The following is a 26,827-nucleotide window of genomic DNA, read 5'->3' as shown; positions in this document are numbered from 1 at the left end:
CTCCGTCTCTTTTCTTTTTTTGTGCAGTATCATTTTGTGCATGTTTTGTCCAATCAAAGATATGGATTTTTTGCTCTGTGATCTTATAATAATAGGTATGAAAAGAAGGAGGAGTCGACTATGATCGTACCCAGACATTATGAAAATCTGCATCTGCTACATGAAAACACCATGCCACACAGAGCTTATTATATTCCGGCTTCCAAGGCCCAGTTTGATTTAACACAGGAAAGGGAGAAATCTGACCGGTTCTTTTTGTTAAATGGTAACTGGAAGTTCCGCTATTATGACAGCATTTATGATGTAAAAGAAGAATTTTTTCTGGAAGGCTTTGATACTTCCCGTTTCGATGAGATTCCGGTACCTGGCTGCTTTCAAAATTACGGCTATGATAAGCACCAGTATACCAATACCCGTTATCCATTCCCCATGGACCCGCCTTACGTACCGGCTGAGAATCCATGCGGCGCGTATGTCCATCATTTTGTCTATAAAAGAGAGGATGAGGCACCCAGAGCTTACTTAAACTTTGAGGGAGTGGATTCCTGTTTCTACGTATGGTTAAATGGCAGTTACGTGGGATACAGTCAGGTTTCTCACGGAACCAGTGAGTTTGATGTTACTGGAGTAATTCGGGAGGGAGACAATACTCTTTCTGTTCTCGTTTTAAAATGGTGTGACGGAAGCTATCTGGAAGATCAGGATAAATTCCGTATGACCGGTATTTTCAGAGACGTATATCTGTTAAAGAGACCGGAAGAAGGTATTTTTGATTATTTCCTGACTACCACTGTTGGAAACAACCAGGCACATGTGCAGGCAGCAATCACATTTAGCGGAAAAGAGATTCCGGTGAAAGTAACAGTAACTGACAGAGATGGGAATACGGTAGCCAGTAAAGAGGGATATCCTGTTGATGGTAAGATAGAGTTCGGGATAGAAAATCCAGTGCTCTGGAATGCAGAAAAACCATATCTTTATACGGTTATGTTTGAAACTGGCCAGGAAGTGATTGTTGACCGTCTTGGAATCAGGGAAATCGCCATTCGTGATGGTGTGGTATACCTAAATGGAGAAAAAATAAAGTTTCATGGCGTAAACCGCCACGACAGTGATCCTGTTACCGGATTTACAATCAGCCTGGATCAGATGAAGCGTGATTTACGTCTGATGAAAGAGCATAATGTAAATGCTATCCGAACCAGTCATTATCCCAATGCGCCTCAGTTCTATCAGCTTTGCGATGAATACGGATTTTATGTCATTGATGAAGCAGATAATGAAAGCCATGGAACCGGTTATATCTATATGGCGAACCGCACCACAGAGGTTTGGAGAGACCGTTGGAACCGTGCCATCGCAGACAATCCTGAATTCACAGAAGCGACCGTTGACAGAACCAGGCTTTTAGTTGAACGGGATAAGAACCGTCCCTGCGTAGTGATCTGGTCTATGGGAAATGAATGTGCTTATGGATGCACCTTTGAAGCAGCTCTTTCCTGGACAAAGTCTTATGATCCAACCAGACTTACCCACTATGAGGGTGCCAGATACATCGCTGTGGATAAAACCTATGATTTCTCCAATATCGATTTATTCAGCCGTATGTATCCCAGTCTGGATGAAATTATCGAATACACAAAGCGGGAGACAGCAAAGCCATTTATTCTCTGTGAATACAGTCATGCCATGGGAAATGGACCTGGAGATTTAGAGGGATACTTCCAGGTGTTCGAACAGCACGACCGGGTATGCGGCGGTTTTGTATGGGAATGGTGTGACCATGCGATTTATCAGGGAAGAACCATTGACGGAAAGCCCATGTATCTTTATGGAGGAGATCATGGGGAATATCCTCATGACGGTAATTTCTGTATGGATGGGCTTGTCTATCCGGACAGAAGACCTCATACAGGTCTTATGGAATTTAAGAATGTAAATCGTCCGGTTCGGGTTGTTTCCTTTGACCAGAAGAAAAAAGAACTGACCCTTCATAATTACCTTCACTTTACTAACTTTAAAGAGTATGGATGCATTGGTTATGAGGTGAGCTGTGACGGAGAGGTAATAGCAAACGGAATGGTTGGAGAAACCGACATGCCTGAACTTATGCCCCAGCAGGAGTGCAGACTTTCCTTAAACTTTGACGTTCCGGCAGCTGGTAAGTGTTACTTAAAAATAAGCTATTATCTGAAAGAAAGCAATGCTCTTGTAAAAGCTGGAAGTCTTCTTGGTTTTGATGAGGTACTTTTGGAAAATGCAGATATGAGAAACCAGAAAGCAGCTGTACTTTTAATGAAGAAAGAAGAAAAGGGTGGATTTGAGGTTTGTGAAGATGATCGTTATATCCGTGTTAGCGGAAAAAGCTTTTTCTACACCTACAGCAAATTAACTGGAACATTTCAGGATATGAATTTTGAAAATCAGTCCATTCTGGAACGTCCCATGGAAATCAATATCTGGAGAGCACCTACGGATAATGACAGCGATATTAAGGGTAAATGGAAAGAGGCTCACTATCACCGTGCATCTTCCAGAGGATATGAAACCAGATGGGAAGAAAAAGATGGCAGTCTTGTAATATCCACTAAGATGTCAATGGTAGCAGCACCAATTCAGCGGATTCTTATGATTGATGCGGTCTGGACCATTGGTGCAGACGGCGCCTTAAACGTAAGACTGGATGTAAAAAGAGATATGGAGTTCCCCGAACTTCCACGATTCGGCCTCAGACTGTTCCTTCCAAAGCAGATGGGTCAGGTAACCTATTTCGGTCTTGGTCCTGTTGAAAACTATATTGATAAGAACAATGCCAGCTATCATGGTCTGTTCTCTTCCAGCGTAAAAGAGATGCATGAGGATTATTTAAGACCTCAGGAGAACGGAAGCAGAAGTGATTGTGACTTTGTGACCATAGAGGGAGACGATTTGTCACTCTCTGTTGCAGCAGATAAAACCTTCTCTTTCCACGCCTCCGAATATACCCAGGAGGAACTGACAGAGAAAGCCCATAATTATGAACTGACTCCTTCCGGTTACACAGAATTCTGTGTGGACTACAGACAGAACGGAATCGGATCAGAAAGCTGCGGACCGGAACTTCGCAAAGAATATATGTTTGTGGAAGAAGAATTTACATTTGAATTTACACTGGTACCTGGAAGTAACCGGTAAATTATTTATATGAAATAAATACCGTACAATAGTCTGAGAGAAGATGTTTGTTTATCTACTCTCAGACTTTTTCCTTTTCTAAGGAGAAAGAGTATTATCCTGTTCAGATTCTTATTTAATAATCTTGCATACTATTTTATATTTTTTCAATTAATAGGATTGTAAGATATGCTAAAAAATATTTGACAATTATTTGCTGTTTTATTGTTGTAAAAAAAATAAAGACAATGTATAATTAAAACAATGTTATTATAGATAGTTCATATGTATAATATATTTATTTATAATTGCCTGGAAAGTGTTGGAGATAATAAATTTAAGGGGGATGAGACAATGAAGTTAAAAACATTTTTTGGTGTTACAATTTTAGTGGGTATGATTATCGGAGGTAGCATAACTTCTATTGCGGCAGATGATGCAATAGTTACACCAGATGCAGTAGGGACTACTGTTACTCATAATTGGAGTTTCAAAGTAGACCGTACTTATGAAGAAACACAGGGGGGATGGACACATATTTATACGGGATCGCCTGCTACACGAAATGGGGAATATGATTCAATATCCCACTCAACTGCCTATTCTCATACATACACCGGTACAATAGGCGGTGATCTAAAAGGGGGAATCCAAGCTCAACTAGGATACTCTTTTGGAAAGACTGTTACTTTCGGTATATCAAAAAACAGTGGTTCGTTAAAAAAGGGGGAATATGTAAAAGCTTACTATCAGAAAAATTTTGATGTCTCAAAAATTCAACAAACAGATCTGAAACGTACGACAGGATATATACTTTCAGGTGGTCAGTATAGGCCAGTGAATAGAATTGAAACAATTACATCTTATGTATACGCTAAAAAAGCAATTCAACCTAAAATAAAACTTGAGTACTGGGCGAATGGTAATCAGGTAAGGTCAGACTCGGCAGGACATCCAACTCATGTTGAATACTACGAATTCATTAATGGTCAATATTGTCAGGTAGGGAGCAATTAAATGAAAAGTTATTTTGGGGCATTGCTATTGGGATTAAGTTTTCTTAGCTTAGCTATTTTGATTTCATTAGCAAAAGTTTCGATGTATTTAGATAAGTTGAATGGCTTAAATTATTACACAGATATTTATAAGTATATTAATCCAATAGAAATTATCAGTGTGATTATTTCTGCCATCATAGCTTGCATACTAATGGGTAAAAAAGGATAGTAACATATATTAATGATCCAGATTATTAAAAATATGAAATATTAATCCAACTTTTCAGGTTAAAAGGGGACCGTTGCTCTATAGGAGAAATCTTTCAGAACAACGGTTCTTTTAAGTTAAAAAAATTATATTTAACTTGTTTATCTATTGGCCAATGAGCTGCCGCAGATAGGAGAGCAATCCAAGTCTGCGAAATGTTTCTAATAAGAATGCAGCAAATACGGTCCCACATACAGTGCTCATCAAAAAAGGAACTACAAAAAAGAAAACAGCAACATCCTTGCCAAGTATCAGCGTCGCAACCGGATAGCAGAGGATTGCACCGATGATTCCTGTCCCAGTAATTTCTCCCACGTAAGCCCATAGAAGTTTTCCGGTCTTTTGAAACAGAAGCGCACTGAAAAATGCCCCCACCATACTTCCGGGAAATGCAAGAAGGGTTCCGGTACCGGATAAGTTTCTGATAAGAGATGAGATAAATGCCATGGCAACACCGTAAGCGGGGCCTAAAAATACTCCTGCGAGGACATTTACTAAGTGCTGAATGGGAAAACATTTAGAGGCTCCAATGGGAATGGAAAAGCCGGAAAGTGAAACGGTAAGTGCCACAAGCATTCCACTGGCTGCCATTTTTTTAATTGTAACTCCTGAAGAAATCCGGGATATACCTGTTTTGCCTGAGTCTGTTTTTAAATACATGTTTTTACTCCTTCCTGGTCAATCTCATTCATCATAGATGTTGACAATTTCTCCGTCTAAAATCCGGTTCATATTTTTCATTGCACAGAAGTTGCCGCACATGGAACAGGTATCTTCCTTTTCCGGTTTGGAGGATGCACGGTACCTTCTGGCTTTTTCCGGATCAATGGCCAGATTAAACATAGCTTCCCAATCAAGGCGTTTTCTTGCATCACTCATCTGGTAATCCCATTCCTTTGCCCCTTTGATGCCCTTTGCCAGGTCAGCAGCATGGGCAGCGATCCGTGCAGAAATAATGCCTTCCTTCACATCATCGGCATCGGGAAGCCTTAGATGTTCCGCAGGGGTCACGTAGCAGAGAAAAGAAGCGCCGGCAGCGGCGGCTATGGCACCTCCGATGGCTGCGGTAATGTGATCGTAACCGGGAGCAATGTCTGTAACCAGAGGTCCTAATACATAGAAGGGAGCGCCTTTACAGATGGTCTGCTGAATTTTCATATTGGCGGCAATCTGGTCAAGAGGCATGTGTCCGGGTCCTTCAATAATTACCTGTACATCCTTTTCCCACGCGCGGCGGGTCAGTTCCCCAAGGGTTACCAGCTCTTCAATCTGGGAAATATCGGAAGCATCTTCAATACAGCCTGGACGGCAGGCGTCTCCAAGACTTAATGTGACATCGTGCTCCCGGCAGATTTCCAGAATGCGGTCGAAGCTTTCATAAAATGGGTTTTCATTTCCCGTCATCTCCATCCAGGCAAAGATAATGGAGCCGCCTCTGGATACAATATTGGTCAGGCGTTTTGCTTCTTTAAAACGATGAGCCGTCTGCTTGTTGATGCCCACGTGAATGGTCATGAAATCCACTCCGTCTAACGCATGCATTTCCACAATCTGAATCCATTCCTCAGAAGTTATCTCCTTAAGTGGTTTATGATAATAAACCACGGCATCATAGATTGGCACAGTTCCAATCATGGCCGGGCACTGGCTTGTCAGTCTTTTTCTGAATTTCCTGGTATCTCCAAAGGAACTTAAATCCATAATGGATTCCGCTCCCATTAAAACTGCATCCTCAACCTTTTTTAGTTCTAATTCCATGTCGTTTAAATCTCTGGAAGTTCCAAGATTTACATTAATCTTTGTTTTCAGCATGGAGCCAATGGCATTTGGCTCTAAGCAGGCATGGTGTTTGTTGGCTGGAATCACTGCCTTGCCTTCGGCCACCAGCTCCATTAACTCTTCCGGTTTCATTCCCTCTTTTTTGGCTGTGATTTCCATTTCTCTGGTCAGAATGCCTTTTCTTGCGGCATCCATCTGTGTAGTGTAATTCATATGTAGTCCTCCTTCATTTTGAAGGGATTTACGGCACAGGACAAAAAAAGAGCCCATACCAAATAGGTACAGGCCCAGATAGATACATCCGTCTTGTATAAATCCCTACGTTGGCATTACCCAAATCAGGTTATAAAGGTCGAAGTTTGATAACTTCCTCTCAGCCCGCATACGAGCTCCCTCTTGTGGCACTAGTGTAGCACCGGTACATATGGATGTCAAGTAGATAATCATTTCGTTATGGCAGATTTCATCTCTCTTATGTAGTCACAAATCGGCGCTACACAATCTTTGCCATGCAAGGCAGCCAGCTTTACAATGGCACTTCCCACGATAATGCCATCTGCATATTTACTTAATTCCTTCGCCTGCTCCGGTGTTGAAATACCAAATCCGATGGCACAGGGGAGGTCCTTGGAGGCTTTTACCAGAGAAACCATATCCTCGATATCCGAGGTGATTTCTTTTCTTACGCCGGTTACGCCCATGGAAGAAACGCAGTAAACAAATCCCTCCGCTTCAGATGCGATGGCAGTAATCCGTTCCTTGGAAGTAGGTGCGATGAGAGAAATCAAGTCAATCCCGTACTTTTGGCAGATGGGATGAAGCTCTTCTTTTTCCTCAAAAGGCATGTCGGGCACAATAAGAGCATCAATGCCGCATTCTGCCGCATTTTTAATAAAACGCTCACTTCCATATACAAATATGGGATTAATGTATGTCATAAACGCCAGAGGGACATTTGTTTTTTGCCGTATACGGGTGACAGATTCAAAAATTTTATCTGCAGTCGTGCCAGCAGCAAGAGCACGCTGGTCTGCTTCCTGGATCACGATTCCCTCTGCAACCGGGTCAGAAAAAGGGATTCCCAGCTCTATTATATCAGCACCTGCCTCTGCCATGGCAGGAACCAGCTGCTCTGTTACGGTAAGATCCGGATCCCCGGCTGTAATAAACGGAATAAATGCTTTTCCTTTTAAAAATGCTTCACTGATTCTACTCATAGATTTCTACCCCCTTGTAACGAGCAATTGCGGCCACATCTTTGTCTCCACGGCCGGATAAGTTGATGACGATAATCTGGTCTTTTCCCATAGAAGGCGCAATCTTTCTGGCATAGGCGATTGCATGGGCGCTTTCAATGGCAGGAATGATTCCTTCTTTTCGGGATAAATATTCAAATGCCTCCACTGCTTCCTTATCAGTAACAGGAACATAATCAGCCCTGCCGGTGTCAAACAGTGCGGCGTGTTCGGGTCCGATACCCGGATAGTCAAGTCCTGCTGAGATAGAGTATACGGGAGCGATCTGTCCGTACTCATCCTGGCAGAAATAGGATTTCATTCCATGGAAGATGCCTACGGTTCCAGTGGAAATAGTAGCAGCATTTTTATCAGTGTCAATGCCGTGTCCGGCAGCCTCACAGCCTACCAGCTTAACAGAACTGTCTCCGATAAAATCATAGAACAGGCCCATGGCATTGCTGCCGCCGCCCACACAGGCAATGAGCATATCGGGCAGCTTTCCTTCTGCTTTTAAGATCTGTTCCCTGACTTCTTTTCCGATGATGCTTTGGAAATCACGTACAATGGTGGGAAATGGATGAGGTCCCATAACAGAGCCCAGAACGTAGTGGGTATCCTCCACTCGGTTGGTCCATTCCCGAAGGGTTTCATTTACCGCATCCTTTAATGTTTGGGTTCCGCTGGTAACCGGATGAACCCTGGCTCCTAAAAGCTCCATACGAAATACGTTTAATGCCTGGCGGTCCGTATCCTCTTTTCCCATGAAAATTTCGCATTCCATTCCCATTAAGGCTGCAGCAGTAGCAGTAGCCACACCGTGCTGGCCAGCACCGGTTTCTGCGATAACGCGGGTTTTTCCCATTTTCTTAGCCAGGAGAACCTGACCCAGTGCATTGTTGATTTTATGAGATCCTGTGTGGTTTAAATCTTCCCGCTTTAAATAAATCTTTGCACCGCCAAGATCCTCTGTCATTTTTTCTGCATAGTACAAAAGAGATGGTCTTCCTGTGTAAGTTTCATGAAGTGCCTTTAACTCTGCAAGAAATTCTTCATCCTGCATACAGGCATTGTATGCTTTTTCCAGTTCCGTCACTGCATTCATCAGCGTTTCGGGGATAAATTGTCCGCCGTGCTGTCCAAATCTTCCTTTTGACATAATTTTACACTCCTTACTGTTTGTATGATTTCTTTTATTTTTTCCGGATCTTTTCTGCCTTCCGTTTCAACAAGACTGCTGACATCCAGGCAGAAAGCTTCTGTTTTAAGAGCACCTTCAATGTTTGCCATACCGACGCCGCCTGCCAGGAACCAGGGCTTTTTTATGGATGGTATCATGGTCCAGTCAAAGCTTGTTCCGCTGCCGCCCTGAATTCCTCTTACATAGGAGTCGAGAAGCAGATAGTCGGCTGAAAGTGTTTCCGCTTCTAAAATTTCCTTTGCTGACTGTACCCGGATAGCTTTAATAATGGGGACCGGACGGTCTAATTTGTCTTTCAGTTCCAGAATTTCCGCTTCACTTTCCTCCCCGTGAAGCTGGATCAGCTGAATAATATCATTTTTTACAAGGGAAATGATTTCGTCAGCTGGGCTGTTTACAAAGACACCCACAGCAGGGATTTCCGGGAGTAAATCATTTCTTAAAAGTGCTGCCTGCCTGGGGGTGAGCTGCCGTTTCCCGGGGGCAAAAACAAATCCTGCATAGTCCGGTTTATAGCAGTTAATGGCGAGCACATCTTCCTTCCTTGTAAGGCCGCAGATTTTGATTTTCTTTTCAGCGTATACCATTGGCAGCCTTCCTCATTTCCTGTAAAATCACTTTCTTATCTGGAGATCGCATCAGACTTTCTCCGATCAGGACTCCGTTTACTCCCGCCTGATACAGCCGTTTTACATCATCGGCGGTCTGTATTCCGCTTTCTGCAATAAAAACGGTTCCAGCAGGCACCAGACCCCTTAAACGGATCGAATTTTCAAAGTCAACTTCAAATGTCTTTAAGTTCCGGTTATTGACTCCGATCAGGCGGGCTCCTGCAGTCAGTGCGCTGTGGATTTCTGCTTCGTCATGAGCCTCAACAAGAGCGCTGAGTCCAAGACTGTCACAGATTTTCATGTATTCTTTCAGCTTTTCCGTATCCAGAAGGGCGCAGATGAGAAGTACTGCGGAGGCACCAAGCACCTTTGCCTCAAAGATCTGATAAGGATCTACGGTAAAATCCTTTCTTAAAAGAGGAAGGGAAACCGACTGGCTGATTTCGGTTAAATATTCCCCTTTTCCAAGAAAATAATCCGGCTCCGTCAGTACAGAGATGGCATCAGCTCCTGCTTCTTCATATTCCATGGCAATTTCCCTGTAAGGAAAATCAGGTGCAATCATTCCTTTAGAGGGGGAGGCTCGCTTTACTTCACAGATAAAGGAGATTCCGGGAGAGGAGATGGCTTTTTCAAAAGAGAAATCACACTCCCTTTTTCCGTCTTCAAATGCCATGTATGCCATTTCCTCCATCTGGCTTACTGGAATTGTTATTTTTGCCGCCTCAGCCCGCTGCTTTGAGGCAGCCGCCAATGTATCAAGAATCATAAAGCCACCTCATTTACTGCTTTCACAAATTCCTCCAGCTTTGCAGCAGCTTTTCCAGAATCAATTAAGTCAGCAGCAGTTTTGATGCAGTCGGAAATGGTACAGTTATCAATACCCAGGTAAAGGCTGAGAGCGGAATTTAAAATCACAATATCTCTCTTGGGACCCCGTAGGGTTCCGTTTAAAATTTCTTTCGTGATTACCGCATTCTCTGCAGGGGTTCCGCCCAGCAGATCGGATAAGCTGCTGCGGCTTAAGGAAAACTGTTCCGGCGTGATTTCATAGGGAATCAGCTCCCCGAAACGGATCTCACAGACATGGGTAGGACCCGTTACAGTTGCTTCATCCAGACCATCTGATCCGCAGACAACAAGCCCTCGTTTCACACCTAAATTACTTAACACCTGAGCAAGGGGTTCCACCAGCTTTTTGTCATAGACACCTAACAGCTGCATAGTGGCGCCTGCAGGGTTTGATAAAGGCCCAAGAATGTTGAAAATGGTACGGACTCCCAGCTCTTTTCTCACAGGACCTGCATACCTCATGGAAGAGTGATGGGTCTGTGCAAAGAGAAAACACATACCAGTCTCTTTTAAGACCTTACCAGATTGTTCTGCAGATAGACTTAAATTAACTCCCAGCTGTTCTAATACGTCCGCAGCACCGCTTTTACTGGAAACGCTTCTGTTCCCGTGTTTTGCAACCGGAACGCCTCCTGCAGCCACTACAAAGGCGCTGGTAGTGGAGATATTAAAGGTTCCCACCTCATCCCCTCCTGTACCCACGATATCAATAACAGGAAAATCAGGAGCCAGTTTCATGGCTTTCTCTCTCATAACAGTTGCGCAGGCGGTGATCTCATCTATGGTCTCACCTTTCATGCGAAGAGCCGTTAAAAATGCTGCCATCTGGGCGGGAGTGGTTTCTCCGCTCATAATTTCATTCATAACCTCTCTTGCCGCTTCAAAACTAAGGTCCTGCCCTTCAATTATCTCATGGATTGCTTCTTGAATCATTGGGTTACCTCCTTTATATAATGGTCAGAAAATTTTCTAATATAGTCATTCCATCTGGTGTGAGTATGGATTCCGGGTGAAACTGAAGTCCGTAGACCGGATAATCCTTATGCTTTACTGCCATGACTTCTCCGATGGAATCCGTTCCGATTACAGTCAGGCAGTCCGGAAGGGAATCTTTTTTGGCAATCAGAGAATGGTATCTGGCAGCAGGGATTGTATCTGGAAGTCCCTTAAAAATGGGATCTGAGTGATCAATGTCAATCAGACTCTGCTTTCCATGCATCAGTTTTTTTGCGTGGGTAATATTCGCCCCGTACACCTCACAGATTCCCTGGTGCCCCAGACAGACGCCAAGAATGGGAACCGTTCCAGCAAGCTCCTTTACCACCGTCTCGCACACACCGGCATCCTTTGGGTATCCCGGCCCGGGAGAAAGTATGATATGGGAAGGGTGCAGGAGGCGGATTTCCTCAACCGTCAGTTCGTCATTTCTTATAACTTTTATATCCGGTTCAATGGAACCGAACAGCTGGACCAGATTATAGGAGAAGCTGTCATAATTATCAATCAGCAGTATCATCAGTCATTCACCTCCCCAGCCGTTTCAATTGCATGGATTACAGCTTTTGCCTTATTACCAGATTCCTCATACTCCAGCTCCGGAACACTGTCAGCCACAATTCCGCCGCCTGCCTGAACGGTTACCGTTCCATTTTTCTTCACTGCCATTCGTATGGCAATGCAGGTATCCATGTTTCCGGTAAAATCAATGTATCCAAGAGCACCGCCGTAGATGCCCCTTGGTTCCCTCTCCAGCTCCTCAATAATCTCACAGGCACGAATCTTTGGTGCACCGGAGAGTGTGCCGGCAGGAAGTACTGCCTCGATTGCGGAAAGTCCGTCGCAGTCTGGTCTTATGTCTGCCTCTACCTGGGAGCAGATGTGCATAATCCGGGAAAATCGGTGGATCATCTTGTATCCGGTGACCTCAACCGTGGAAAACGTTGCGATTTTCCCCAGATCATTCCGTCCTAAATCCACAAGCATGTTATGTTCAGACAGCTCCTTTTCATCAGCAAGCAGTTCCTCTTCCAGCTGTCTGTCTTCCTCTTCACTGCTTCCCCTGGGTCTGGAACCGGCAACGGGGAAGGTGGTCAGCCTGCCGTCCTTTAACCGGACCAGAGTCTCAGGAGAGGTGCTGATAATTTCAGTCTCATCCATGTGAAGATAAACCATGTAAGGGGAGGGATTGGTGGTTCTTAACACCCGGTAAGCATTTAAAAGACTGTCGTGATACTCGCTTTTAAATTGTCTGGACAGTACTGCCTGAAAAATATCACCGTCCACAATGTAATCTTTTGCCTTCTCCACCATACGGCAGTATTCCTCTTTTGTAACATTGCAGTGAAAATCCGGTCTGCCCTGTACAGTGGATTTTTTCAGAGGAGTATTTTCTCCGATCATCCGTGCAATGCTTTCCAGTCTTGTACAGGCGGCTCCGTAGTTTTCCATAATCCGGTCGGTTTTCATATTTACCACGATGCTTATTTTCTGTTTCAAATGATCATAGGCAATTACCGTATCAAACAGCATGAGATCAAAATCGCTGCAGTCCCCTTTTTTAATTGACAGCACAGGCTCCGCATATCCGATCATGCTGTAAGCAAAATATCCTACAAAGCCTCCTGTAAAAGGTGGAAGTCCCGGAATTTTTGGAGAATGATATTCCTTTATAATTTCCCGGAGAATTTCAAAGGGAGTGTCAGTGGGAATAATTTCATCAAGAGCTGCTCCTCCGTTACTGTCATAACGGCGTTTGGTAACAACATGATCCTTGCAGCTGATCTTCATGACCGGATCATATCCAAGAAAGGAGTAGCGTCCCCAGTTTTCGCCGCCCTCGATACTTTCTAACAAATAGTACTTACTGCTTAATGCACCGATTTTTCTAAGCAGCGTGATGGGGGTTACAATGTCTGCATAAATTTCCCTGCAGACTGGTATGACAGGGTAGGAAGCACCAAGCGCTTCAATCTCCCTGCAATCCGGTGTAATGTTCATAATTACTGGCTCCTTTCCTGAATAAGAATTTTCTGTAACAAAAAAAGCTCCCGTCCCTCTTCCATAGTTTTATGGATAAGAGGGACGGAAGCTTAAAATATACGTTCCGCGGTACCACCCTGATTGGAGAAGATAAAATTCTCCCGCTTATAGCACACTAACATGTGCCTCCCCTTGATAACGGATAGGAAACCCGTCGGCATCTACTACCGGAGACATACACCGGTTTCAAGCCGCCCTCGCAGGTCCATTCAGACCAGACATCAACGCTTCCTCTCACCAACCGGAAGCTCTCTGTGCATGATGAAGAGATCTTACTTACTCCTGCTCAACAGTTTATTACTTTGCTTTGCTACAGTATATGAGATCAGAAAGAAAATGTCAATACGTAATTTAAATTTAATTTTAACCTCATTGACATTTGAAAAAATGGTGTTAGAATGGTGCTAATTGAAAGCAGTAAATTAGCAGGAGGATATCAGATGGCGAAGATAGGAATCATCGGAATTGGAAATATGGGATACGCAATTGCCAAAGGATTATTGAAACAATATGGAAAAGAGGATATTGTTTTTACTGATGTGAATCAGGATCGCTGCGCCCAGGTATCAAAGGAGCTTGGCATTGACTGGGTGAAATCAAACCAGGAATGCGGGGAGCTTGCAACATATATTGTTCTGGCAGTAAAACCTCAGTATTTTGATCCGCTTTTGGAGCAGCTTAAGGATACTGTAACTGAAAAGAATGTTATCATATCCATTGCACCCGGAATTACCACCACCCAGCTGAAGGAAAAACTGGGAGAGGAAAAAAGAGTGGTACGTGCCATGCCCAATACCCCTGCTCTTTTGGGAGAGGGTATGACAGGAGTCTGCTATGAGGAAAAAGCCTTTTCAGACGAAGAGAAGCACGCCATTGAAAGCATATTCACTTCCCTTGGAAAAATGAGAATTGTAGAAGAACGCCTGATGAATGCAGTGGTATGTGTCAGCGGCAGTTCCCCTGCTTATGTCTATCTGTTTATTGAAGCACTGGCTGACAGTGCTGTAAAATACGGCCTTCCCCGTGATGCGGCTTATGAGATGGCAGCCCAGGCGGTAGTCGGAAGTGCCAGAATGGTGCTTGAGACCGGGGAGCACCCGGGAGCACTGAAAGACAAGGTCTGCTCTCCAGGCGGAACTACCATTGCCGGAGTTTCTGCGTTAGAGGAATATGGTTTCCGCAATGCGGTGATTAAGGCATCAGATGCCTGTTTTAAGAAATGTGAGAAGATATAGACAAAGGTCAGGGAAAGGAGAAGCTAGACATGGATCAGCTTCCGGTAAAACGATTAGACAGAATCCTGAAATATCAGGGGAGCATTTTGAAAATATACGAAGATACGGTAGATGCAAACGGACATCTGGCACACTGGGACTTCATTCATCATAATGGGGCAGCAGCAGTGGTACCGGTTACAAAAGACGGGACCATTCTTATGGTCAGACAGTACCGTAATGCACTGGACCGGTATACGCTGGAGGTGCCGGCGGGAGCACTGAACTTCCCTGAGGAGCCAAAGATTGACTGCGCTCACAGAGAACTGGAAGAGGAGACCGGGTACAAGACAGAAAAAGAAAAGCTGGAATTTCTCATAAGAGTCAACACTACGGTTGCATTCTGTGATGAAGTCATTGATATCTTTGTGGCACGGGATTTAGAGCCTTCCGTTCAGAATTTAGACGAAGATGAATATATTGAAGTGGAAGAATGGACCGTAAAGGATCTGGAAGAAAAGATCTATCAGGGAGAGATTACAGATGGAAAAACCATTGCGGCTATTTTGGCCTATGCAAGGAAGTATGATGTAAAATAAGGGAATAAACAGACCCTCTGCAGGCATAAATTATGACAAGACCTGTAGGGGGATTTTTATGGCTAATTACTTGCTGCGTTTGAGACAAGGACTAAAGAGAAGAGCCTTAAGAGGCAGCTATATTCAGGTTCCAGGGAAAGTCAGGGCAGATGACCGGTATCTGGTCTGCTTTTTTATCGGACTGATTGCAGGAACTATGATTGCCAATTTCTGGTATTCTTCTTTTGAAAATGAAGCCGTTTACTATCTGGGGCTTTTAAACAGAAGTAAAAGTGTAAACGGGCAGAATGGGATAGGGCTCTTCGGAGAAGTGTTAAGACAGAGACTGATCCAGATTTTCGTTGCATGGCTCATAGGAATGACTGCGTATGCTGCCGTTTTATACTGTTTTATGACAGCAGGACTTGGTTTCTCCATGGGATTTGTCATGTCTGTCATTACCGTACAGAAGGGATTAATGGGGTTACCGTTTTTTTTCATGACAGTAATGCCCCAATGGCTTTGTTATCTGCCGCTTTGGATTCTTTTATTGTACTGGGGCGTTCAGAAAGGGAAACGGTTTCGGGTTGCCGTGCTTTTTTTCATCCTTCTTCTGTGCATCATGGGAAGTGCTCTGGAGACCTGGATGAATCCTGTTTTCCTGAAATATGTCCTGTAAAATGGGAATTCACGAAAAAAAATATAGTAAAATGATTAACTAAAAGTTACCATATCTTGCGAAATAATGGAGCATGCCACCAACATCTAGTATATATTATGTAAAGTGCTTTTTCTGCTCAAAAAATGTGTTTGATTTTATCGAAAATAGTCTATATAATGTTAGGAAGAAGCCTTATTTTAGGGCATTTTTCGAAACCGGAAGGTCAGGGGATATTGAAATGGTAGCCGATATTAATCATTTTATTATTTATTTAAGAGAGATAAAAAAAACATCAAAAAACACTGAGGTGTCATACCAGAGAGATTTGATTCAGATGGCTTCTTTTTTGGGGCAGCAGGGAATCATGGAAGTGGACAAGGTGACGAAGACCAGTCTGAATTCCTATATCCTGTTTCTGGAAAAAGAAGGCAGAGCGACTACTACCATTTCACGCTGTCTGGCTTCCATGAAAGCATTTTTCCATTATGAATGCAGAGAAGGGTTGATTCCCAAAGATCCGGCAGAGCTGTTAAAAGCGCCAAAAGTCGAGAAGAAAGCGCCTACCATATTGTCAGTGGACGAGGTGAACTGTCTGTTAAGCCAGCCCTGCGGAGATTCCCCCAAGGAGTTAAGGGACCGTGCCATGTTAGAGCTTCTTTACGCTACGGGAATCCGGGTATCAGAGCTGATTCATTTAGAAAGCAGGGATGTGAATCTGTCCGTGGGATATATTACATGCCGGGACGAGCATAAGGAACGGATGATACCCTTTGGCAAGGTAGCCAAGCTGGCTCTTTCCGCGTATATAGAACGGGGGAGACAAGCTCTTTTAAAAGGGCAGGAATCGGACTGGCTGTTTACCAATTGCAGCGGGAAGCCCATGAGCCGCCAGGGATTCTGGAAGATCATCAAGTTTTACGGAGATAAAGCGGGCATTCAATCCGATATTACCCCTCATACCTTAAGACATTCATTTGCCGCTCATCTGCTTCGCAACGGTGCGGATATACATGCAGTACAGGCTATGCTTGGTCATTCTGATATGGCAACAACACAGATGTATATGAACTATGCCCAGAAAGAAACCGTGCGGCGCACCTATGCAGGGGCTCACCCAAGAAGTTAGCCGGAATATTATAGAGAAGAATATAAAACAATATTTGCCTGTATAGATTCTTTGCGCTATAATAGGTGAGTCGGCGTGAAAAGCTGCAGGAAAATTTTATGATTATGAGGGATAGAAGATGAAGAAATTAGAAGATTATGTCACAAGCATTCCGGATTTCCCGGAGGCAGGAATCGTATTCCGTGATGTGACTACCATTCTGGAAGACCCGGACGGACTTTCCATGGCTGTGGATGGCGTTCGTCAGATGTTAAAAGGAGTGGAATATGATTCTGTAATCGGGCCTGAGTCCAGAGGCTTTATTTTTGGCGTGCCGGTAGCCTATGCAGAACACAAAGGCTTTATACCTGTGCGTAAGAAGGGGAAGCTTCCAAGAGAAGTTCTTTCTGCTGATTATGAACTGGAATACGGCAAAGCTACCGTAGAGATTCACAAGGATTCCATTAAACCAGGACAGAAAGTGGTTATTATCGATGACCTGATTGCAACCGGAGGAACCATTGAAGCGATCATTAAGCTGGTGGAAGAACTGGGCGGCGAAGTGGTTAAGATCTGTTTTATCATGGAACTTGCCGGATTAAACGGTAGAGACAGACTTAAGGGATATGATGTAGATGCGATGATTATCTACGAAGGTAAATAATCACCTGGTAAGAGAATTTAAGGTTTTTTGCTGCCTGTTTTTTACAGGTGCACAAAGAGCTTTGGATTCTCTTTTTTTCTGAAGAAAGCCAGGTAAATTCGATATTTTTTTGACATAATTTATTTTTTTTTGTACATGATACATGTCTATTGATTTTCTTATTTTGAATGTGATATGATGTGTCCAACACATTGAATTGTATACAATGTGCAACATAAGAACAATTTTAAATGGAACAACAATAGAGAGCAAAAGCGAAAGGAAAATAAATTATGGCTGTACATGTAATTGATGAAGCAAACAGATGCTTAAACTGCAAAAAACCATTATGCCGGCAGGGGTGCCCCATACAGACTGCCATTCCCCAGATGATTCAGGCATTTAAAGAAGGGGATTTAAACAGAGCGGGAGAGATGGTATTTGAAAATAATCCCATGTCCCTGGTGTGTTCCCTGGTGTGTAATCATGAGAAACAGTGCGAAGGCCACTGCATAATGGGAAAAAAAGGCCAGCCAGTCCACATCAGCAGTATTGAGAATTACATTTCCGATACTGTTTTTGATAAGTTAAAAATTGAATGCATGCCGAAAAACGGAAAAAAGGTGGCAGTAATCGGTGCAGGACCAGCCGGTATCACCATTGCAATTCTCCTGACTAAAAAGGGCTACAGTGTGACGATTTTTGATGCCAGAGATAAGGTTGGAGGGGTTTTACAGTACGGAATTCCAGAATTCCGCCTTCCCAAATCCATACTGGAGCGTTACAAGAAAAAGCTTCTGGAAATCGGAGTGAAGATTCGTCCCAACACAGCCATAGGAACAGCGCTGGAAATAAAGGACTTAATTCGTGACGGATATCAGAGTATCTTTATCGGTACCGGTGTGTGGAGACCGAAAACACTGGGTGTAAAGGGAGAATCTCTGGGCAATGTCCATTATGCCATTGATTATCTTGCCAATCCCGATGCATATAATCTGGGAGATACCGTTGCTATTATTGGAATGGGCAATTCCGCCATGGATGTGGCAAGGACGGCAATCCGTCATGGTGCCAGAAAAGTAACGCTTTATGCAAGAGGAACCGTGAGCAATGCCAGTGAGCATGAAACTGCCTATGCAAAGCTTGACGGAGCGGACTTCCAGTTTGGAAAGCAGATTGTGGAGATTACAGATGATGGTCCTGTATTTGTAAGTGTCATTCATGATGAAACAGGAAAAGCAATTGGCCAGGGGGAAGAGCGGGAACTTTTTTTTGCTGACTCCACCATTATTTCTGTCAGCCAGGGGCCAAAGAGCAAACTGGTGAATACCACCGAAGGCCTGAAAGCCAGTCAGAATGGTCTTCTCATGACAGACGACAACGGTCAGACTACCATACCCGGTATATTTGCATCGGGAGATGTAGTATTAGGAGCCAGAACCGTGGTAGAGGCTGTGGCCTACTCAAAAACTGTGGCAGAAGCCATGGATGAATATATGAAATCTAAAGAAGAGTGATAAATATGATAAATAGCAGTCTTATAAACCTGCAGGGTATGCTTTTTTTACTGGTTGCAGCCGGAGTGATTTTAAGGAAACTGGGAATCCTGCCAGACAGTGCAAAACAGGTGCTGACCGATCTGGTGATTGATCTCATCCTGCCATGCAATATAATAAGTTCCTTTCTCATTGAATTTAATCTGGATATATTAAAAGGTTTTGCTGTCATACTGCTGATTGCCACACTGATTCAGTTTGGCTGTCTGATCATAGCTAATACCTTTTATAATAAGGAGCCGGACCGGCGAAAGAAGGTGCTTCAGTATGGAACCGTCTGCTCCAATGCCGGTTTTATGGGAAATCCAATAGCAGAAGGGGTTTACGGAGCCGAAGGATTAATGTATGCGTCCATCTTCCTGGTTCCCCAGAGAATTGTCATGTGGTCTGCAGGGGTCTCTTATTTTACGGAAAGCCCGGACAGGAAGACAGTGGTAAAGAAAGTTCTTACTCACCCATGTATCGTTGCAGTGTATATTGGTCTGTTTTTTATGATTACCCAGATATCAATGCCGGTATTTTTAGAGAATACCATTAAAAATGTGGGCGGCTGTACTACAACTGTTTCCATGATATTAATCGGAACCATTCTTGCAGAGGTAAAGGCGGGAAGTATCCTTGATAAAGGGATTATGAAATATACCCTGATCCGTTTGTTTTTTATACCCTTTCTGGTATTTATCTGCTGCCGCCTCTTTCCTGTGCGCCCTATGATATCCGGCGTGTCCGTGCTGCTTACTGGTATGCCTGCAGGGAGCACCACTGCCATACTGGCGGCTAAATATGACGGAGACTATATCTTTGCAACCAAATGTGTGGTGGTGACAACCCTGCTATCACTTGTGACCATTCCACTTTGGTGTATGGTGTTATAATTCGGTAAATTATAGTGAAATGATAAAACGGCACCTGCTCTTTTCCTGAGTAGATGCCGTTTTCCTGTTGATACATTAAAAGAATTATTTAATGGGCCAAAGCTCCACATAGCCTCTTTGTCCTAATGGTTCCAGCTGAATGTGTGGGTTAGAGAAATCCCATTGCGCACAGATCACAGAGGGGTCATATTTTTTTCTGGCTTCCTGAAGCTCTTCAATCGCCTGACAGTAATCTTCCTCTGCAAAGGGTTCGCCTTTAAACATTAGATATCTTGCTGCGGGAAGTTCAATCACATCCAGGCCGTCTGGAATTACGCCGTCATAATCAGCCGGTACCTCCACACCCTGTACATATTCCGAAGTTCCAGGCGTAATATAGGATTTAGGCAGCCAGAGACAGACCGGTTCCTCGCTTATGGATTTGATGCTAAGCAAAAGTCCCCACACATCACATCCGACTTCTTCACAATACGCAAAATAATCAGTTGCCTTGATTCCTCTTTTGATTAATACCTTACGTTTTGGCTTTTCTATTTCCTGAATAAAAATAGTTCTCACAGATCCCATTTGTTTCTCCCTTCTTAATGCACGGTATTTAACACCATAGGGGGTAAATAGATAGAGAGGAACAGGTCTTTTCACATAATCTCCGGGGTTACAGCCAAATTCCCGAAAGAATGCCCGCTGATATCCGTCAACACTTCCAAACCCCAGTTCAGCCGCTACATCAATAACCTTGCAGGACTTATCCCTTAACTGAATTGCAGACCTGGAAAGCCTTAATCGCCGGATATAGTTTGCCGGAGTCAGATTCGTGTGCTGCACAAAGAGACGGTAAGAATACCACGGTGAAAAATAAGATACATCTGCCAGAGCGGCCAGTGTGATATCCTCTGACAAATGATCCATGATATAATCCTGCATCCGTTGAACAGCTTCCATTTGTTCTTCCATCGTTTCACCACCTTACAGTACCCATTCTACATTACGAAGGGAAATGTTTCTCGACTATTTTTGCTCAGCTGTCTGTCGCAGCACAACCTTTATAAGTTCAGAAACCACAATCACACTGAAACTGAGTAATAACAATTTTGCCCACATGGTGATTCCCAGAGGAATGGTTCCGAAAAATGCTCCTGCAAACTGGATAATTAAAATCTGCAAAACAAAGGTTATGGAAATTACAAGGAGCATAATCCTGTTTTGAAGCAGATGCTTAAAGATACTGGTGGTGTGAAGTTCTCTGCAGTTAAATGCGTTAAACAACTGAAATAATGCAAATAATGTGAATAATACCGTACCTGTTTCTTCGTTTGAAGCTCCTAAAAAGTTAAATACATACTGGCATAAAAAGATCACAGAAATATATAAGCCAGTTAAACCGATCCGGTAAAACATAGCCCGTGACAGAATGTTATCACTGCGCTTGGTGGGAGTGCGGCTCATTAAATCGTCATAGATGGGCTCCAGTCCTAAGGTAAGAGCAGGCGGGCCGTCCATAATAATGTTGATCCATAATAGCTGCAAAGCGGTAAATGGAGCTTTCAGTCCTAGCAGAATTGATGTAAACACCACGATTACAGAGGAGACATTAACAGTCAGCTGAAACTGGATAAAACGCTTGAAGTTTTCGTAGATTCCCCTTCCCCAGGCAATTGCTTTTACAATTGTGGAGAAAGAATCATCAAGAAGTACGATATCACTGGCTTCTTTTGAAACTTCCGTTCCGGATATTCCCATGGCAATTCCCACGTCGGCATTTTTCAGTGCCGGAGCATCATTGATGCCGTCTCCTGTTACAGCAACAACATTACCCTGTGATTTTAAAAGCTTAACAACTCTCATTTTAATCGTGGGAGTACTTCTTGCAATAACACTGATTCTGGGAAGCAGTTTGAGCAGCTGGTCGTCACTGAGTTCACTGATTTCCTTTGCTTCTACGGCAATCCGGTCTCCATTTAAAATGTGAAGTTCATCAGCAATGGCTTTTGCCGTAACAATATTATCGCCGGTAAGTATTTTTAAGTCAATCCCGGCACTGCGGCAGTTTTTAACAGCTTCGTATACATCGGCACGCAGGGGATCTGAAATCGCCACAAAACCATCAAACTTCATATCAGTTTCCATGGCTGCGTGGTGATGGTCTTCCTCATAATTGCGCATCTGATCCAGCTCTTTATGAGCGAAGGCAATAACACGCATGGCTTTTTCCTGAGATTTGGTAATATAATGCTCTATTTCAGCCTTTTCCTGATCAGAAAGGGCACACATGGCAAATACACACTCCGGACTTCCTTTCACATAGGAGATGATTTTTCCATCAACCTTGCTGATTGTAGTCATATGTTTTAACTCAGAGGAAAATGGAAATGCATGCAGGACATCATGATCATTACGCTCGTCCTTATAGGACTTTCCGCTTGTCCCACGGGCAGCTGAGCTTTCATAAAAATTCAGCATGGCACACTCAGTCGGGTTTCCAATAAAGGTTCCATCCTGGGAAATGTCCGCTGTTGTATTAAGGCAGACATTGTGTATGAGCCAGTCTGAATTAAGTTCATTGGTCCGGTCATGCCAGGTGCCATCGTAAAATGCCGAAACTGTCATTTTATTCTCTGTCAGTGTTCCTGTTTTATCGGAACAGATCACATTAATACACCCCACAGTTTCAGAGGCAATCATTTTTTTGACCAGCGCATTCTGCTTGGAAAGTTTGATAATATTAATGGAGAGTGACACGGCTACGATGGTAGGCAGTCCTTCCGGAACTGCAGCTACAATCAGGACAATGCTGGTAACAAATGCGTTAAGCACTTCTTCCAGATGAAGTCCGTCGGTGATTGCAAAGGAAATCAGCTCAGAGATAAACACAACAGCAGCTGCAATAATTCCCAGTATGGTAATTGTTTTGCCTAAACGAGCCAGTTTTTCCTGAAGGGGTGTGCTTGTACGATCTGTTCCAGTCAGTTCTTTTGCTATTTTTCCTATTTCTGTCTGATCACCCACTGCCGTAATCAGCATTTTCCCGTATCCGCTGGTAATGTAATTCCCTGAATACAGCATGTTGGCGCGTTCCGCAAGAGGTGTCTTTTCATCGGTAATGATGTACTCTGCATCTTTTTTTGCAGGTACGCTTTCTCCTGTTAAAGCTGATTCATCCACAGCCAGTCCTGAACTTAGCAAAAGTCTTCCATCGGCAGGAATCTTGTCTCCTGTTGAGAGAAGAACAATATCGCCTGCAACAAGTTCTTTCTGACTCAGCATGGTGGTATCACCATTTCTCAATACTTTAATCATGGTATCGTCACTGATTTTGGATAGAGCTTCAAATGCTTTGGCGCTTTTTCCTTCCATAACAACGGTGATTAAAACGGAAAGAAAAATAGCGGCGAAGATTCCCACACATTCCAGAAAATCCGCTTCAGATCCGGTGGTAGCACGAATAATATTAACGATCAGTGCAATGACTCCCGCCATAATAAGCATCAGAATCATGGGCTCACTGGATGCGCTTAAGATACGTTTAAAAAGAGATTCGGGTTTTTCTCTTGTTAATACGTTAGTGCCATATTGTTCCCTGTTTTTCTCCGCATGAGATGTTGATAATCCGGTGGTCTCATCTGAGCCCAGACGTTTTATCAGTTCCTGTTTTGACTCTAAAAATTCCTGCATTTTTTCCTCCATACATGCTCCTGTTTTACAAAATAAAAAACCCGCGTACAGCATCGCTATACACGAGTTCAAAAAGAGACCCAGTATAGCTGTGATAGCTATACATGAGTCTCGTTTATTAAGTACAAGCCAGACCGTTCCTGGTCAGTATGTTGACTTGACACGCATTACCTGCGCAAACTACTCCCTCACGAGTATTTTATATTGTCCCAATATTATGCCACATTATATCAAAGATTGTCAAGTTTTTTGAACAGTTTAAAGGAAATTAAAACGTATAATCTTTCAATTCTACTTTATCCGATTCCTGATAGGGAGCCAGGGTAGAAATCATCTTTACACTGACCTCAAACGGATTGAAGCAGTAATGGGTTTCCGTTGGTTCAATATGTATGAAATCTCCCTGTTTTAGATGGTAAGTCACTCCATCCACAACAATCTTTATTTCCCCTTCCAGAATAAAGAAATTCTCCTCCATCACATTGTGATAATGTGCGGTAAAGTCCTCGCCGGGCTGAAACTGCACCACTGCAAAATTCATCCGTGGTCCTTTCATCAGATATTTTGGTCCGCTGTCTCCAAACCGATATTCCCGTTCCGATTCATTTATGATATACATACTTATTCCCTCCTTTTTGTTCACAGGCCTGGGGCAGCCCACATGTTTTTGGTTATCCTGCGGTCGCACAGCGTTAATTGCATTTTATAAAATTCTCTCCATGCTTCATAGATTTCTCCGTATCGTTTATGCTTTTCCATATCGGGTGTGATGCGTTCCTCAATTACAACAAGATCCTTGGCTGTCTCCCGGATATCCGGGTATAAACCAATTCCATAACCTGCTATAATTGCAGCCCCTAAGGCGGTGGCTTCCTTTACTTTTGGGATATTAACCGGAATCCCCAGCACATCCGATAGAATCTGCGCCCATAAATGGCTGTTGGCAGCGCCTCCCGCAAAGGTTATTTCCTCCGGCAGATTACCGGTTGTGCTTTGTACAAGCTCCAGATGCCCTTTTGTGACAAGAGCTGTGTTTTCAAGGATTGCACGGTAAAAGGTATAATGATTAAATCTGGCTGAGTCCAGTTCAAAGTTGGAGAAAGAGGGAGCTGCATGTTTCCATTTCATAAAATTCATAATATCTGAAAATGCACACATCATCCCATAACAGCCTGCCGGTATCTTTTCGGCTGCTTCATTTAACAAATCGTAAACATTTCTGCCGGTTTCTGCTGCCAGCTTTTTTTCAGCACTGCAGAAGCTGTCCCTGTACCAGCGCATCACAAGTCCTGGCTTAAATGCCAGCGCTTCGTACTGCCAGAGAGAAGGAATGGCATGGCAGTTAACCCGGACACGGCAGTCCGGATCCATAATGGGAGTATCGGTGTTGTATTCATATTGCCAGAAGCTGCCGCCAAACACGGCGGCTTCACCGGGATTTACCACTCCCACACCAATACACCCAAGCTGGGCATCACCGCCCCCAGCCACCACAGGTATGCCCTCAGGAAGTCCGGTAGAAGGCTGTAACCCGGCCATGGTCTTTCCAATCACAGTGCCGCATTCCTTTACGGGAGGGAACAAGTCAGTCCGTAATCCGCATCTTTCATTAATTTCCGGATTCCATGTCCGGGAGGCCAGGCGAAAAAGCCCGGTAGTAGAGCCGTTGCTTGGCTCAACAGCCAGAATTCCCGTTAATTTATAGATAAGCCAGTCATTAAACATCCCTAAGTATGCGGCCTTTTCGTATCGGTCCGGCAGCTTGTTTTTCACCCAGAGAAGTCTTGGAATGGCATCCAGGGCGAAGGACTGTCCCGATTCCTGATACAAAAGGCGTTCCAGTTCAGGGTCGTTTTGGATTAACTGTTCTACTTCATCATTACTTCTGGCATCGACATTGGCACAGGCCCAGATTTCGCGGCCTTCTTTGTCATAAAGAACAATACCTTCCCTCATACAGGTAGTGGATATTGCGGCGATTTCCCTGGGATTTACATTATTTTCACTGATTACCCTGCGGATACAGGACGCGGTAAGTTCCCAGTTTTGCACCCAGTCAAAATCCATGCTGCCCGGATAATCCGGATCTTCTTTGTGTTCCCATTCCTCCTGAACACAGGCGATCTGACTCCCTTTTAAGTCAAACAGTACGGCACGTACACTCCCTGTTCCAGCGTCAATTGCGAAAAGATAATTTGATGACATGCAGACACCTCCATTTTGATTTTTAATATCAACCGGGATCTTCGTTAAGCAGGCTCAGTGCAGTTTCTTCATCGGTAATCAGTGTATTTAAATATCCGCCTTTTAAGGATGCCCGGATTGCTTTAACCTTGCTGCTTCCAGCTGCCACGCCAATTACATTAGGCAGTGCCCGAAGTGTGGACAGAGGAGTGCTTAATAGCCGCTCTTCAATATCTGTTTCAACGGGATTTCCATCCTTGTCAATAAAATGACTTAAAAGATCTCCCACGGCTCCCTGCATGGAAAGATAGAGAAAGTCGTTTTTGGTGAAAATTCCATTCTTTATAATTGTCGCGTCCTCGTTAATTCCTCCAATGCTGATTACTGTCATGGAAGCCAGATTCACCATCCGGGAGATTTCCTGAATGGATGGCTCATGCCTTAACTGACTGCACAGTTCTTTTGTTGAAACGATTAAAGGAGCGGGATACAAATACAGTTTTGTATTAAATACACTGGAAAAGGTATTGGGAAGATAATACCCGACTCCCCCTGTTAATGAAACAGCGGAAAGGGGCGCTTCTGCCACGGTTGCAAGCTGATTTAAGACGCGGCTTAAGGTATCTCCGTATCCTATATTGATATAAGTATTTTCTGTAATCCGGTCGTTAATGTACATGGCGGCTGCTTTGGCAACGGTATCGTTGGCACAGGAATCATCAGGAGAGGAGGGGACTACAAAGGCATCCTTTAAATTCCACTTTTTAATTAATTCCTGTTCTGCCTGAAGGTGATGGCTGCGTTCCTGAGAGATCTTAAACTGTATCACTCCGTTCTGCCTTGCCTTATCTAACAGCTTTATTACTTTCATGCGGGAAATGCCAAGTTTGTCGGAAATCTTCTGCTGGGTCATATTTTCGATATAATAGTACCATGCTGTCTTAACAATAAGTGATTCTTCGTAATTCATTCTGTTTATCCCCGGTTTCTTAAGATTGTCACAAAAGTTGTTAATAAAATAAAATGTTTGCAACTAAACGTAGTATAGCAATTGGCATATCATCTGTCAATAGTGCTGAGATAAAAATGATCATCCTGATAAAATTCCTATAAAATAAATTATTATTACTAAATAATATAGAAATTATAAAGTAAATTAGTGCAAAAACACTATATATTTTTTGTGATGCTATTGACAATCAA

General features: G+C 43.5%; 24 protein-coding genes, 1 riboswitch and 1 other annotated feature. Of the genes, 10 read left to right on the top strand and 14 right to left on the bottom strand.

The features are described from left to right. Positions 1 to 120 precede the first annotated feature (120 nt). From ACOAOT_RS17555 to ACOAOT_RS17545, 3 genes are all read left to right on the top strand, one after another. Positions 121 to 3,174 carry a glycoside hydrolase family 2 TIM barrel-domain containing protein gene (locus ACOAOT_RS17555; RefSeq protein WP_420218171.1) on the top strand — a complete coding sequence of 1,018 codons (3,054 nt, stop codon included), beginning with the start codon at positions 121 to 123 and terminating at the stop codon, positions 3,172 to 3,174. Positions 3,175 to 3,507: 333 nt separating this feature from the next. After that, on the top strand, positions 3,508 to 4,170 hold the full coding sequence (locus tag ACOAOT_RS17550) for a hypothetical protein (protein WP_420218170.1): 663 nt from the start codon (positions 3,508 to 3,510) through the stop codon (positions 4,168 to 4,170). Further along, positions 4,171 to 4,380, top strand: coding sequence for a hypothetical protein (locus tag ACOAOT_RS17545; protein WP_420218169.1), 210 nt, complete (start codon positions 4,171 to 4,173; stop codon positions 4,378 to 4,380). It abuts the gene before it with no gap. A gap of 144 nt (positions 4,381 to 4,524) precedes the next feature. Here ACOAOT_RS17545 and thiW read toward each other — a convergent pair whose 3' ends face one another. The 9 genes from thiW to ACOAOT_RS17500 form a co-directional block, all read right to left on the bottom strand. After that, on the bottom strand, positions 4,525 to 5,079 hold the full coding sequence (gene thiW / locus ACOAOT_RS17540) for an energy coupling factor transporter S component ThiW (protein WP_420218168.1): 555 nt from the start codon (positions 5,077 to 5,079) through the stop codon (positions 4,525 to 4,527). Between the two features lie 24 nt (positions 5,080 to 5,103). Further along, positions 5,104 to 6,411, bottom strand: coding sequence for a phosphomethylpyrimidine synthase ThiC (gene thiC / locus ACOAOT_RS17535; protein WP_420218167.1), 1,308 nt, complete (start codon positions 6,409 to 6,411; stop codon positions 5,104 to 5,106). An 84-nt stretch (positions 6,412 to 6,495) separates the two neighbouring features. Then, a riboswitch (TPP riboswitch) is annotated at positions 6,496 to 6,604 on the bottom strand. Positions 6,605 to 6,641: 37 nt separating this feature from the next. After that, complete coding sequence (gene trpA / locus ACOAOT_RS17530; protein ID WP_420218166.1) at positions 6,642 to 7,415, bottom strand: tryptophan synthase subunit alpha; 774 nt, start codon at positions 7,413 to 7,415, stop codon at positions 6,642 to 6,644. Beyond that, on the bottom strand, positions 7,408 to 8,592 hold the full coding sequence (trpB, locus tag ACOAOT_RS17525; protein WP_420218165.1) for a tryptophan synthase subunit beta: 1,185 nt from the start codon (positions 8,590 to 8,592) through the stop codon (positions 7,408 to 7,410). The genes trpA and trpB overlap by 8 nt, the downstream gene beginning before the upstream one ends. Next, the gene (locus ACOAOT_RS17520; protein ID WP_420218164.1) at positions 8,538 to 9,221 is read right to left on the bottom strand and encodes a phosphoribosylanthranilate isomerase; all 684 of its coding nucleotides are present in this window, start codon (positions 9,219 to 9,221) and stop codon (positions 8,538 to 8,540) included. Before ACOAOT_RS17520 ends, trpB begins: the two co-directional genes overlap by 55 nt. Continuing rightward, a complete protein-coding gene (gene trpC, locus ACOAOT_RS17515; RefSeq protein WP_420218163.1) occupies positions 9,208 to 10,014 on the bottom strand; it encodes an indole-3-glycerol phosphate synthase TrpC in 807 nt (268 codons plus the stop codon). The genes ACOAOT_RS17520 and trpC overlap by 14 nt, the downstream gene beginning before the upstream one ends. Beyond that, a complete protein-coding gene (trpD, locus tag ACOAOT_RS17510) occupies positions 10,011 to 11,030 on the bottom strand; it encodes an anthranilate phosphoribosyltransferase (protein WP_420218162.1) in 1,020 nt (339 codons plus the stop codon). Before trpD ends, trpC begins: the two co-directional genes overlap by 4 nt. Before the next feature lie 13 nt (positions 11,031 to 11,043). Beyond that, a complete protein-coding gene (locus tag ACOAOT_RS17505) occupies positions 11,044 to 11,613 on the bottom strand; it encodes an anthranilate synthase component II (protein WP_420218161.1) in 570 nt (189 codons plus the stop codon). Then, complete coding sequence (locus tag ACOAOT_RS17500; protein WP_420218160.1) at positions 11,613 to 13,094, bottom strand: anthranilate synthase component I family protein; 1,482 nt, start codon at positions 13,092 to 13,094, stop codon at positions 11,613 to 11,615. Before ACOAOT_RS17500 ends, ACOAOT_RS17505 begins: the two co-directional genes overlap by 1 nt. Before the next feature lie 77 nt (positions 13,095 to 13,171). Then, positions 13,172 to 13,435, bottom strand: a binding site (T-box leader). Positions 13,436 to 13,576: 141 nt separating this feature from the next. On the opposite strand from ACOAOT_RS17500, the gene proC reads away from it, so the two are divergent. The 7 genes from proC (at position 13,577) to ACOAOT_RS17465 (ending at position 19,768) form a co-directional block, all read left to right on the top strand. After that, a complete protein-coding gene (gene proC / locus ACOAOT_RS17495) occupies positions 13,577 to 14,371 on the top strand; it encodes a pyrroline-5-carboxylate reductase (RefSeq protein ID WP_420218159.1) in 795 nt (264 codons plus the stop codon). A 29-nt stretch (positions 14,372 to 14,400) separates the two neighbouring features. Beyond that, the gene (locus ACOAOT_RS17490) at positions 14,401 to 14,949 is read left to right on the top strand and encodes an NUDIX hydrolase (RefSeq protein WP_420218158.1); all 549 of its coding nucleotides are present in this window, start codon (positions 14,401 to 14,403) and stop codon (positions 14,947 to 14,949) included. A 58-nt stretch (positions 14,950 to 15,007) separates the two neighbouring features. Beyond that, positions 15,008 to 15,607, top strand: a complete 600-nt coding sequence (locus ACOAOT_RS17485; protein ID WP_420218156.1) for a stage II sporulation protein M — start codon at positions 15,008 to 15,010, stop codon at positions 15,605 to 15,607. A 220-nt stretch (positions 15,608 to 15,827) separates the two neighbouring features. Further along, positions 15,828 to 16,715 carry a site-specific tyrosine recombinase gene (locus tag ACOAOT_RS17480; RefSeq protein WP_420218155.1) on the top strand — a complete coding sequence of 296 codons (888 nt, stop codon included), beginning with the start codon at positions 15,828 to 15,830 and terminating at the stop codon, positions 16,713 to 16,715. A gap of 118 nt (positions 16,716 to 16,833) precedes the next feature. Continuing rightward, on the top strand, positions 16,834 to 17,358 hold the full coding sequence (locus ACOAOT_RS17475; protein WP_420218154.1) for an adenine phosphoribosyltransferase: 525 nt from the start codon (positions 16,834 to 16,836) through the stop codon (positions 17,356 to 17,358). Between the two features lie 272 nt (positions 17,359 to 17,630). Next, complete coding sequence (locus ACOAOT_RS17470) at positions 17,631 to 18,854, top strand: NAD(P)-dependent oxidoreductase (RefSeq protein WP_420218153.1); 1,224 nt, start codon at positions 17,631 to 17,633, stop codon at positions 18,852 to 18,854. Positions 18,855 to 18,859: 5 nt separating this feature from the next. Next, a complete protein-coding gene (locus ACOAOT_RS17465) occupies positions 18,860 to 19,768 on the top strand; it encodes an AEC family transporter (protein WP_420218152.1) in 909 nt (302 codons plus the stop codon). A gap of 84 nt (positions 19,769 to 19,852) precedes the next feature. Here the strand turns inward: ACOAOT_RS17465 and ACOAOT_RS17460 are convergent, their stop codons facing one another. The 5 genes from ACOAOT_RS17460 to ACOAOT_RS17440 form a co-directional block, all read right to left on the bottom strand. Further along, positions 19,853 to 20,722: a helix-turn-helix domain-containing protein gene (locus ACOAOT_RS17460; protein WP_420218151.1), complete on the bottom strand. Its 870-nt coding sequence runs from the start codon at positions 20,720 to 20,722 to the stop codon at positions 19,853 to 19,855. A 54-nt stretch (positions 20,723 to 20,776) separates the two neighbouring features. Then, positions 20,777 to 23,452 carry a calcium-translocating P-type ATPase, PMCA-type gene (locus ACOAOT_RS17455; protein WP_420218150.1) on the bottom strand — a complete coding sequence of 892 codons (2,676 nt, stop codon included), beginning with the start codon at positions 23,450 to 23,452 and terminating at the stop codon, positions 20,777 to 20,779. Positions 23,453 to 23,708: 256 nt separating this feature from the next. Continuing rightward, positions 23,709 to 24,059, bottom strand: coding sequence for a cupin domain-containing protein (locus tag ACOAOT_RS17450; RefSeq protein WP_277409084.1), 351 nt, complete (start codon positions 24,057 to 24,059; stop codon positions 23,709 to 23,711). A gap of 20 nt (positions 24,060 to 24,079) precedes the next feature. Further along, the gene (lsrK, locus tag ACOAOT_RS17445) at positions 24,080 to 25,645 is read right to left on the bottom strand and encodes an autoinducer-2 kinase (protein ID WP_420218149.1); all 1,566 of its coding nucleotides are present in this window, start codon (positions 25,643 to 25,645) and stop codon (positions 24,080 to 24,082) included. A gap of 28 nt (positions 25,646 to 25,673) precedes the next feature. After that, positions 25,674 to 26,594: a sugar-binding transcriptional regulator gene (locus ACOAOT_RS17440; RefSeq protein ID WP_420218148.1), complete on the bottom strand. Its 921-nt coding sequence runs from the start codon at positions 26,592 to 26,594 to the stop codon at positions 25,674 to 25,676. Positions 26,595 to 26,827 lie beyond the last annotated feature (233 nt).

It is taken from the genome of Lacrimispora struthionigena (genome assembly GCF_048627165.1).
GTDB lineage: Bacteria > Bacillota > Clostridia > Lachnospirales > Lachnospiraceae > Lacrimispora.
This window is presented reverse-complemented; position numbering and strand designations above follow the sequence as displayed.

What these genes read in the sequence shown, in the direction of transcription:
- ACOAOT_RS17555 (WP_420218171.1), top strand. Translation starts at nt 121, where the DNA reads ATGATCGTACCCAGACATTATGAAAATCTGCATCTGCTACATGAAAAC.
- ACOAOT_RS17550 (WP_420218170.1), top strand. Translation starts at nt 3,508, where the DNA reads ATGAAGTTAAAAACATTTTTTGGTGTTACAATTTTAGTGGGTATGATT.
- ACOAOT_RS17545 (WP_420218169.1), top strand. Translation starts at nt 4,171, where the DNA reads ATGAAAAGTTATTTTGGGGCATTGCTATTGGGATTAAGTTTTCTTAGC.
- thiW (WP_420218168.1), bottom strand. Translation starts at nt 5,079, where the DNA reads ATGTATTTAAAAACAGACTCAGGCAAAACAGGTATATCCCGGATTTCT.
- thiC (WP_420218167.1), bottom strand. Translation starts at nt 6,411, where the DNA reads ATGAATTACACTACACAGATGGATGCCGCAAGAAAAGGCATTCTGACC.
- trpA (WP_420218166.1), bottom strand. Translation starts at nt 7,415, where the DNA reads ATGAGTAGAATCAGTGAAGCATTTTTAAAAGGAAAAGCATTTATTCCG.
- trpB (WP_420218165.1), bottom strand. Translation starts at nt 8,592, where the DNA reads ATGTCAAAAGGAAGATTTGGACAGCACGGCGGACAATTTATCCCCGAA.
- ACOAOT_RS17520 (WP_420218164.1), bottom strand. Translation starts at nt 9,221, where the DNA reads ATGGTATACGCTGAAAAGAAAATCAAAATCTGCGGCCTTACAAGGAAG.
- trpC (WP_420218163.1), bottom strand. Translation starts at nt 10,014, where the DNA reads ATGATTCTTGATACATTGGCGGCTGCCTCAAAGCAGCGGGCTGAGGCG.
- trpD (WP_420218162.1), bottom strand. Translation starts at nt 11,030, where the DNA reads ATGATTCAAGAAGCAATCCATGAGATAATTGAAGGGCAGGACCTTAGT.
- ACOAOT_RS17505 (WP_420218161.1), bottom strand. Translation starts at nt 11,613, where the DNA reads ATGATACTGCTGATTGATAATTATGACAGCTTCTCCTATAATCTGGTC.
- ACOAOT_RS17500 (WP_420218160.1), bottom strand. Translation starts at nt 13,094, where the DNA reads ATGAACATTACACCGGATTGCAGGGAGATTGAAGCGCTTGGTGCTTCC.
- proC (WP_420218159.1), top strand. Translation starts at nt 13,577, where the DNA reads ATGGCGAAGATAGGAATCATCGGAATTGGAAATATGGGATACGCAATT.
- ACOAOT_RS17490 (WP_420218158.1), top strand. Translation starts at nt 14,401, where the DNA reads ATGGATCAGCTTCCGGTAAAACGATTAGACAGAATCCTGAAATATCAG.
- ACOAOT_RS17485 (WP_420218156.1), top strand. Translation starts at nt 15,008, where the DNA reads ATGGCTAATTACTTGCTGCGTTTGAGACAAGGACTAAAGAGAAGAGCC.
- ACOAOT_RS17480 (WP_420218155.1), top strand. Translation starts at nt 15,828, where the DNA reads ATGGTAGCCGATATTAATCATTTTATTATTTATTTAAGAGAGATAAAA.
- ACOAOT_RS17475 (WP_420218154.1), top strand. Translation starts at nt 16,834, where the DNA reads ATGAAGAAATTAGAAGATTATGTCACAAGCATTCCGGATTTCCCGGAG.
- ACOAOT_RS17470 (WP_420218153.1), top strand. Translation starts at nt 17,631, where the DNA reads ATGGCTGTACATGTAATTGATGAAGCAAACAGATGCTTAAACTGCAAA.
- ACOAOT_RS17465 (WP_420218152.1), top strand. Translation starts at nt 18,860, where the DNA reads ATGATAAATAGCAGTCTTATAAACCTGCAGGGTATGCTTTTTTTACTG.
- ACOAOT_RS17460 (WP_420218151.1), bottom strand. Translation starts at nt 20,722, where the DNA reads ATGGAAGAACAAATGGAAGCTGTTCAACGGATGCAGGATTATATCATG.
- ACOAOT_RS17455 (WP_420218150.1), bottom strand. Translation starts at nt 23,452, where the DNA reads ATGGAGGAAAAAATGCAGGAATTTTTAGAGTCAAAACAGGAACTGATA.
- ACOAOT_RS17450 (WP_277409084.1), bottom strand. Translation starts at nt 24,059, where the DNA reads ATGTATATCATAAATGAATCGGAACGGGAATATCGGTTTGGAGACAGC.
- lsrK (WP_420218149.1), bottom strand. Translation starts at nt 25,645, where the DNA reads ATGTCATCAAATTATCTTTTCGCAATTGACGCTGGAACAGGGAGTGTA.
- ACOAOT_RS17440 (WP_420218148.1), bottom strand. Translation starts at nt 26,594, where the DNA reads ATGAATTACGAAGAATCACTTATTGTTAAGACAGCATGGTACTATTAT.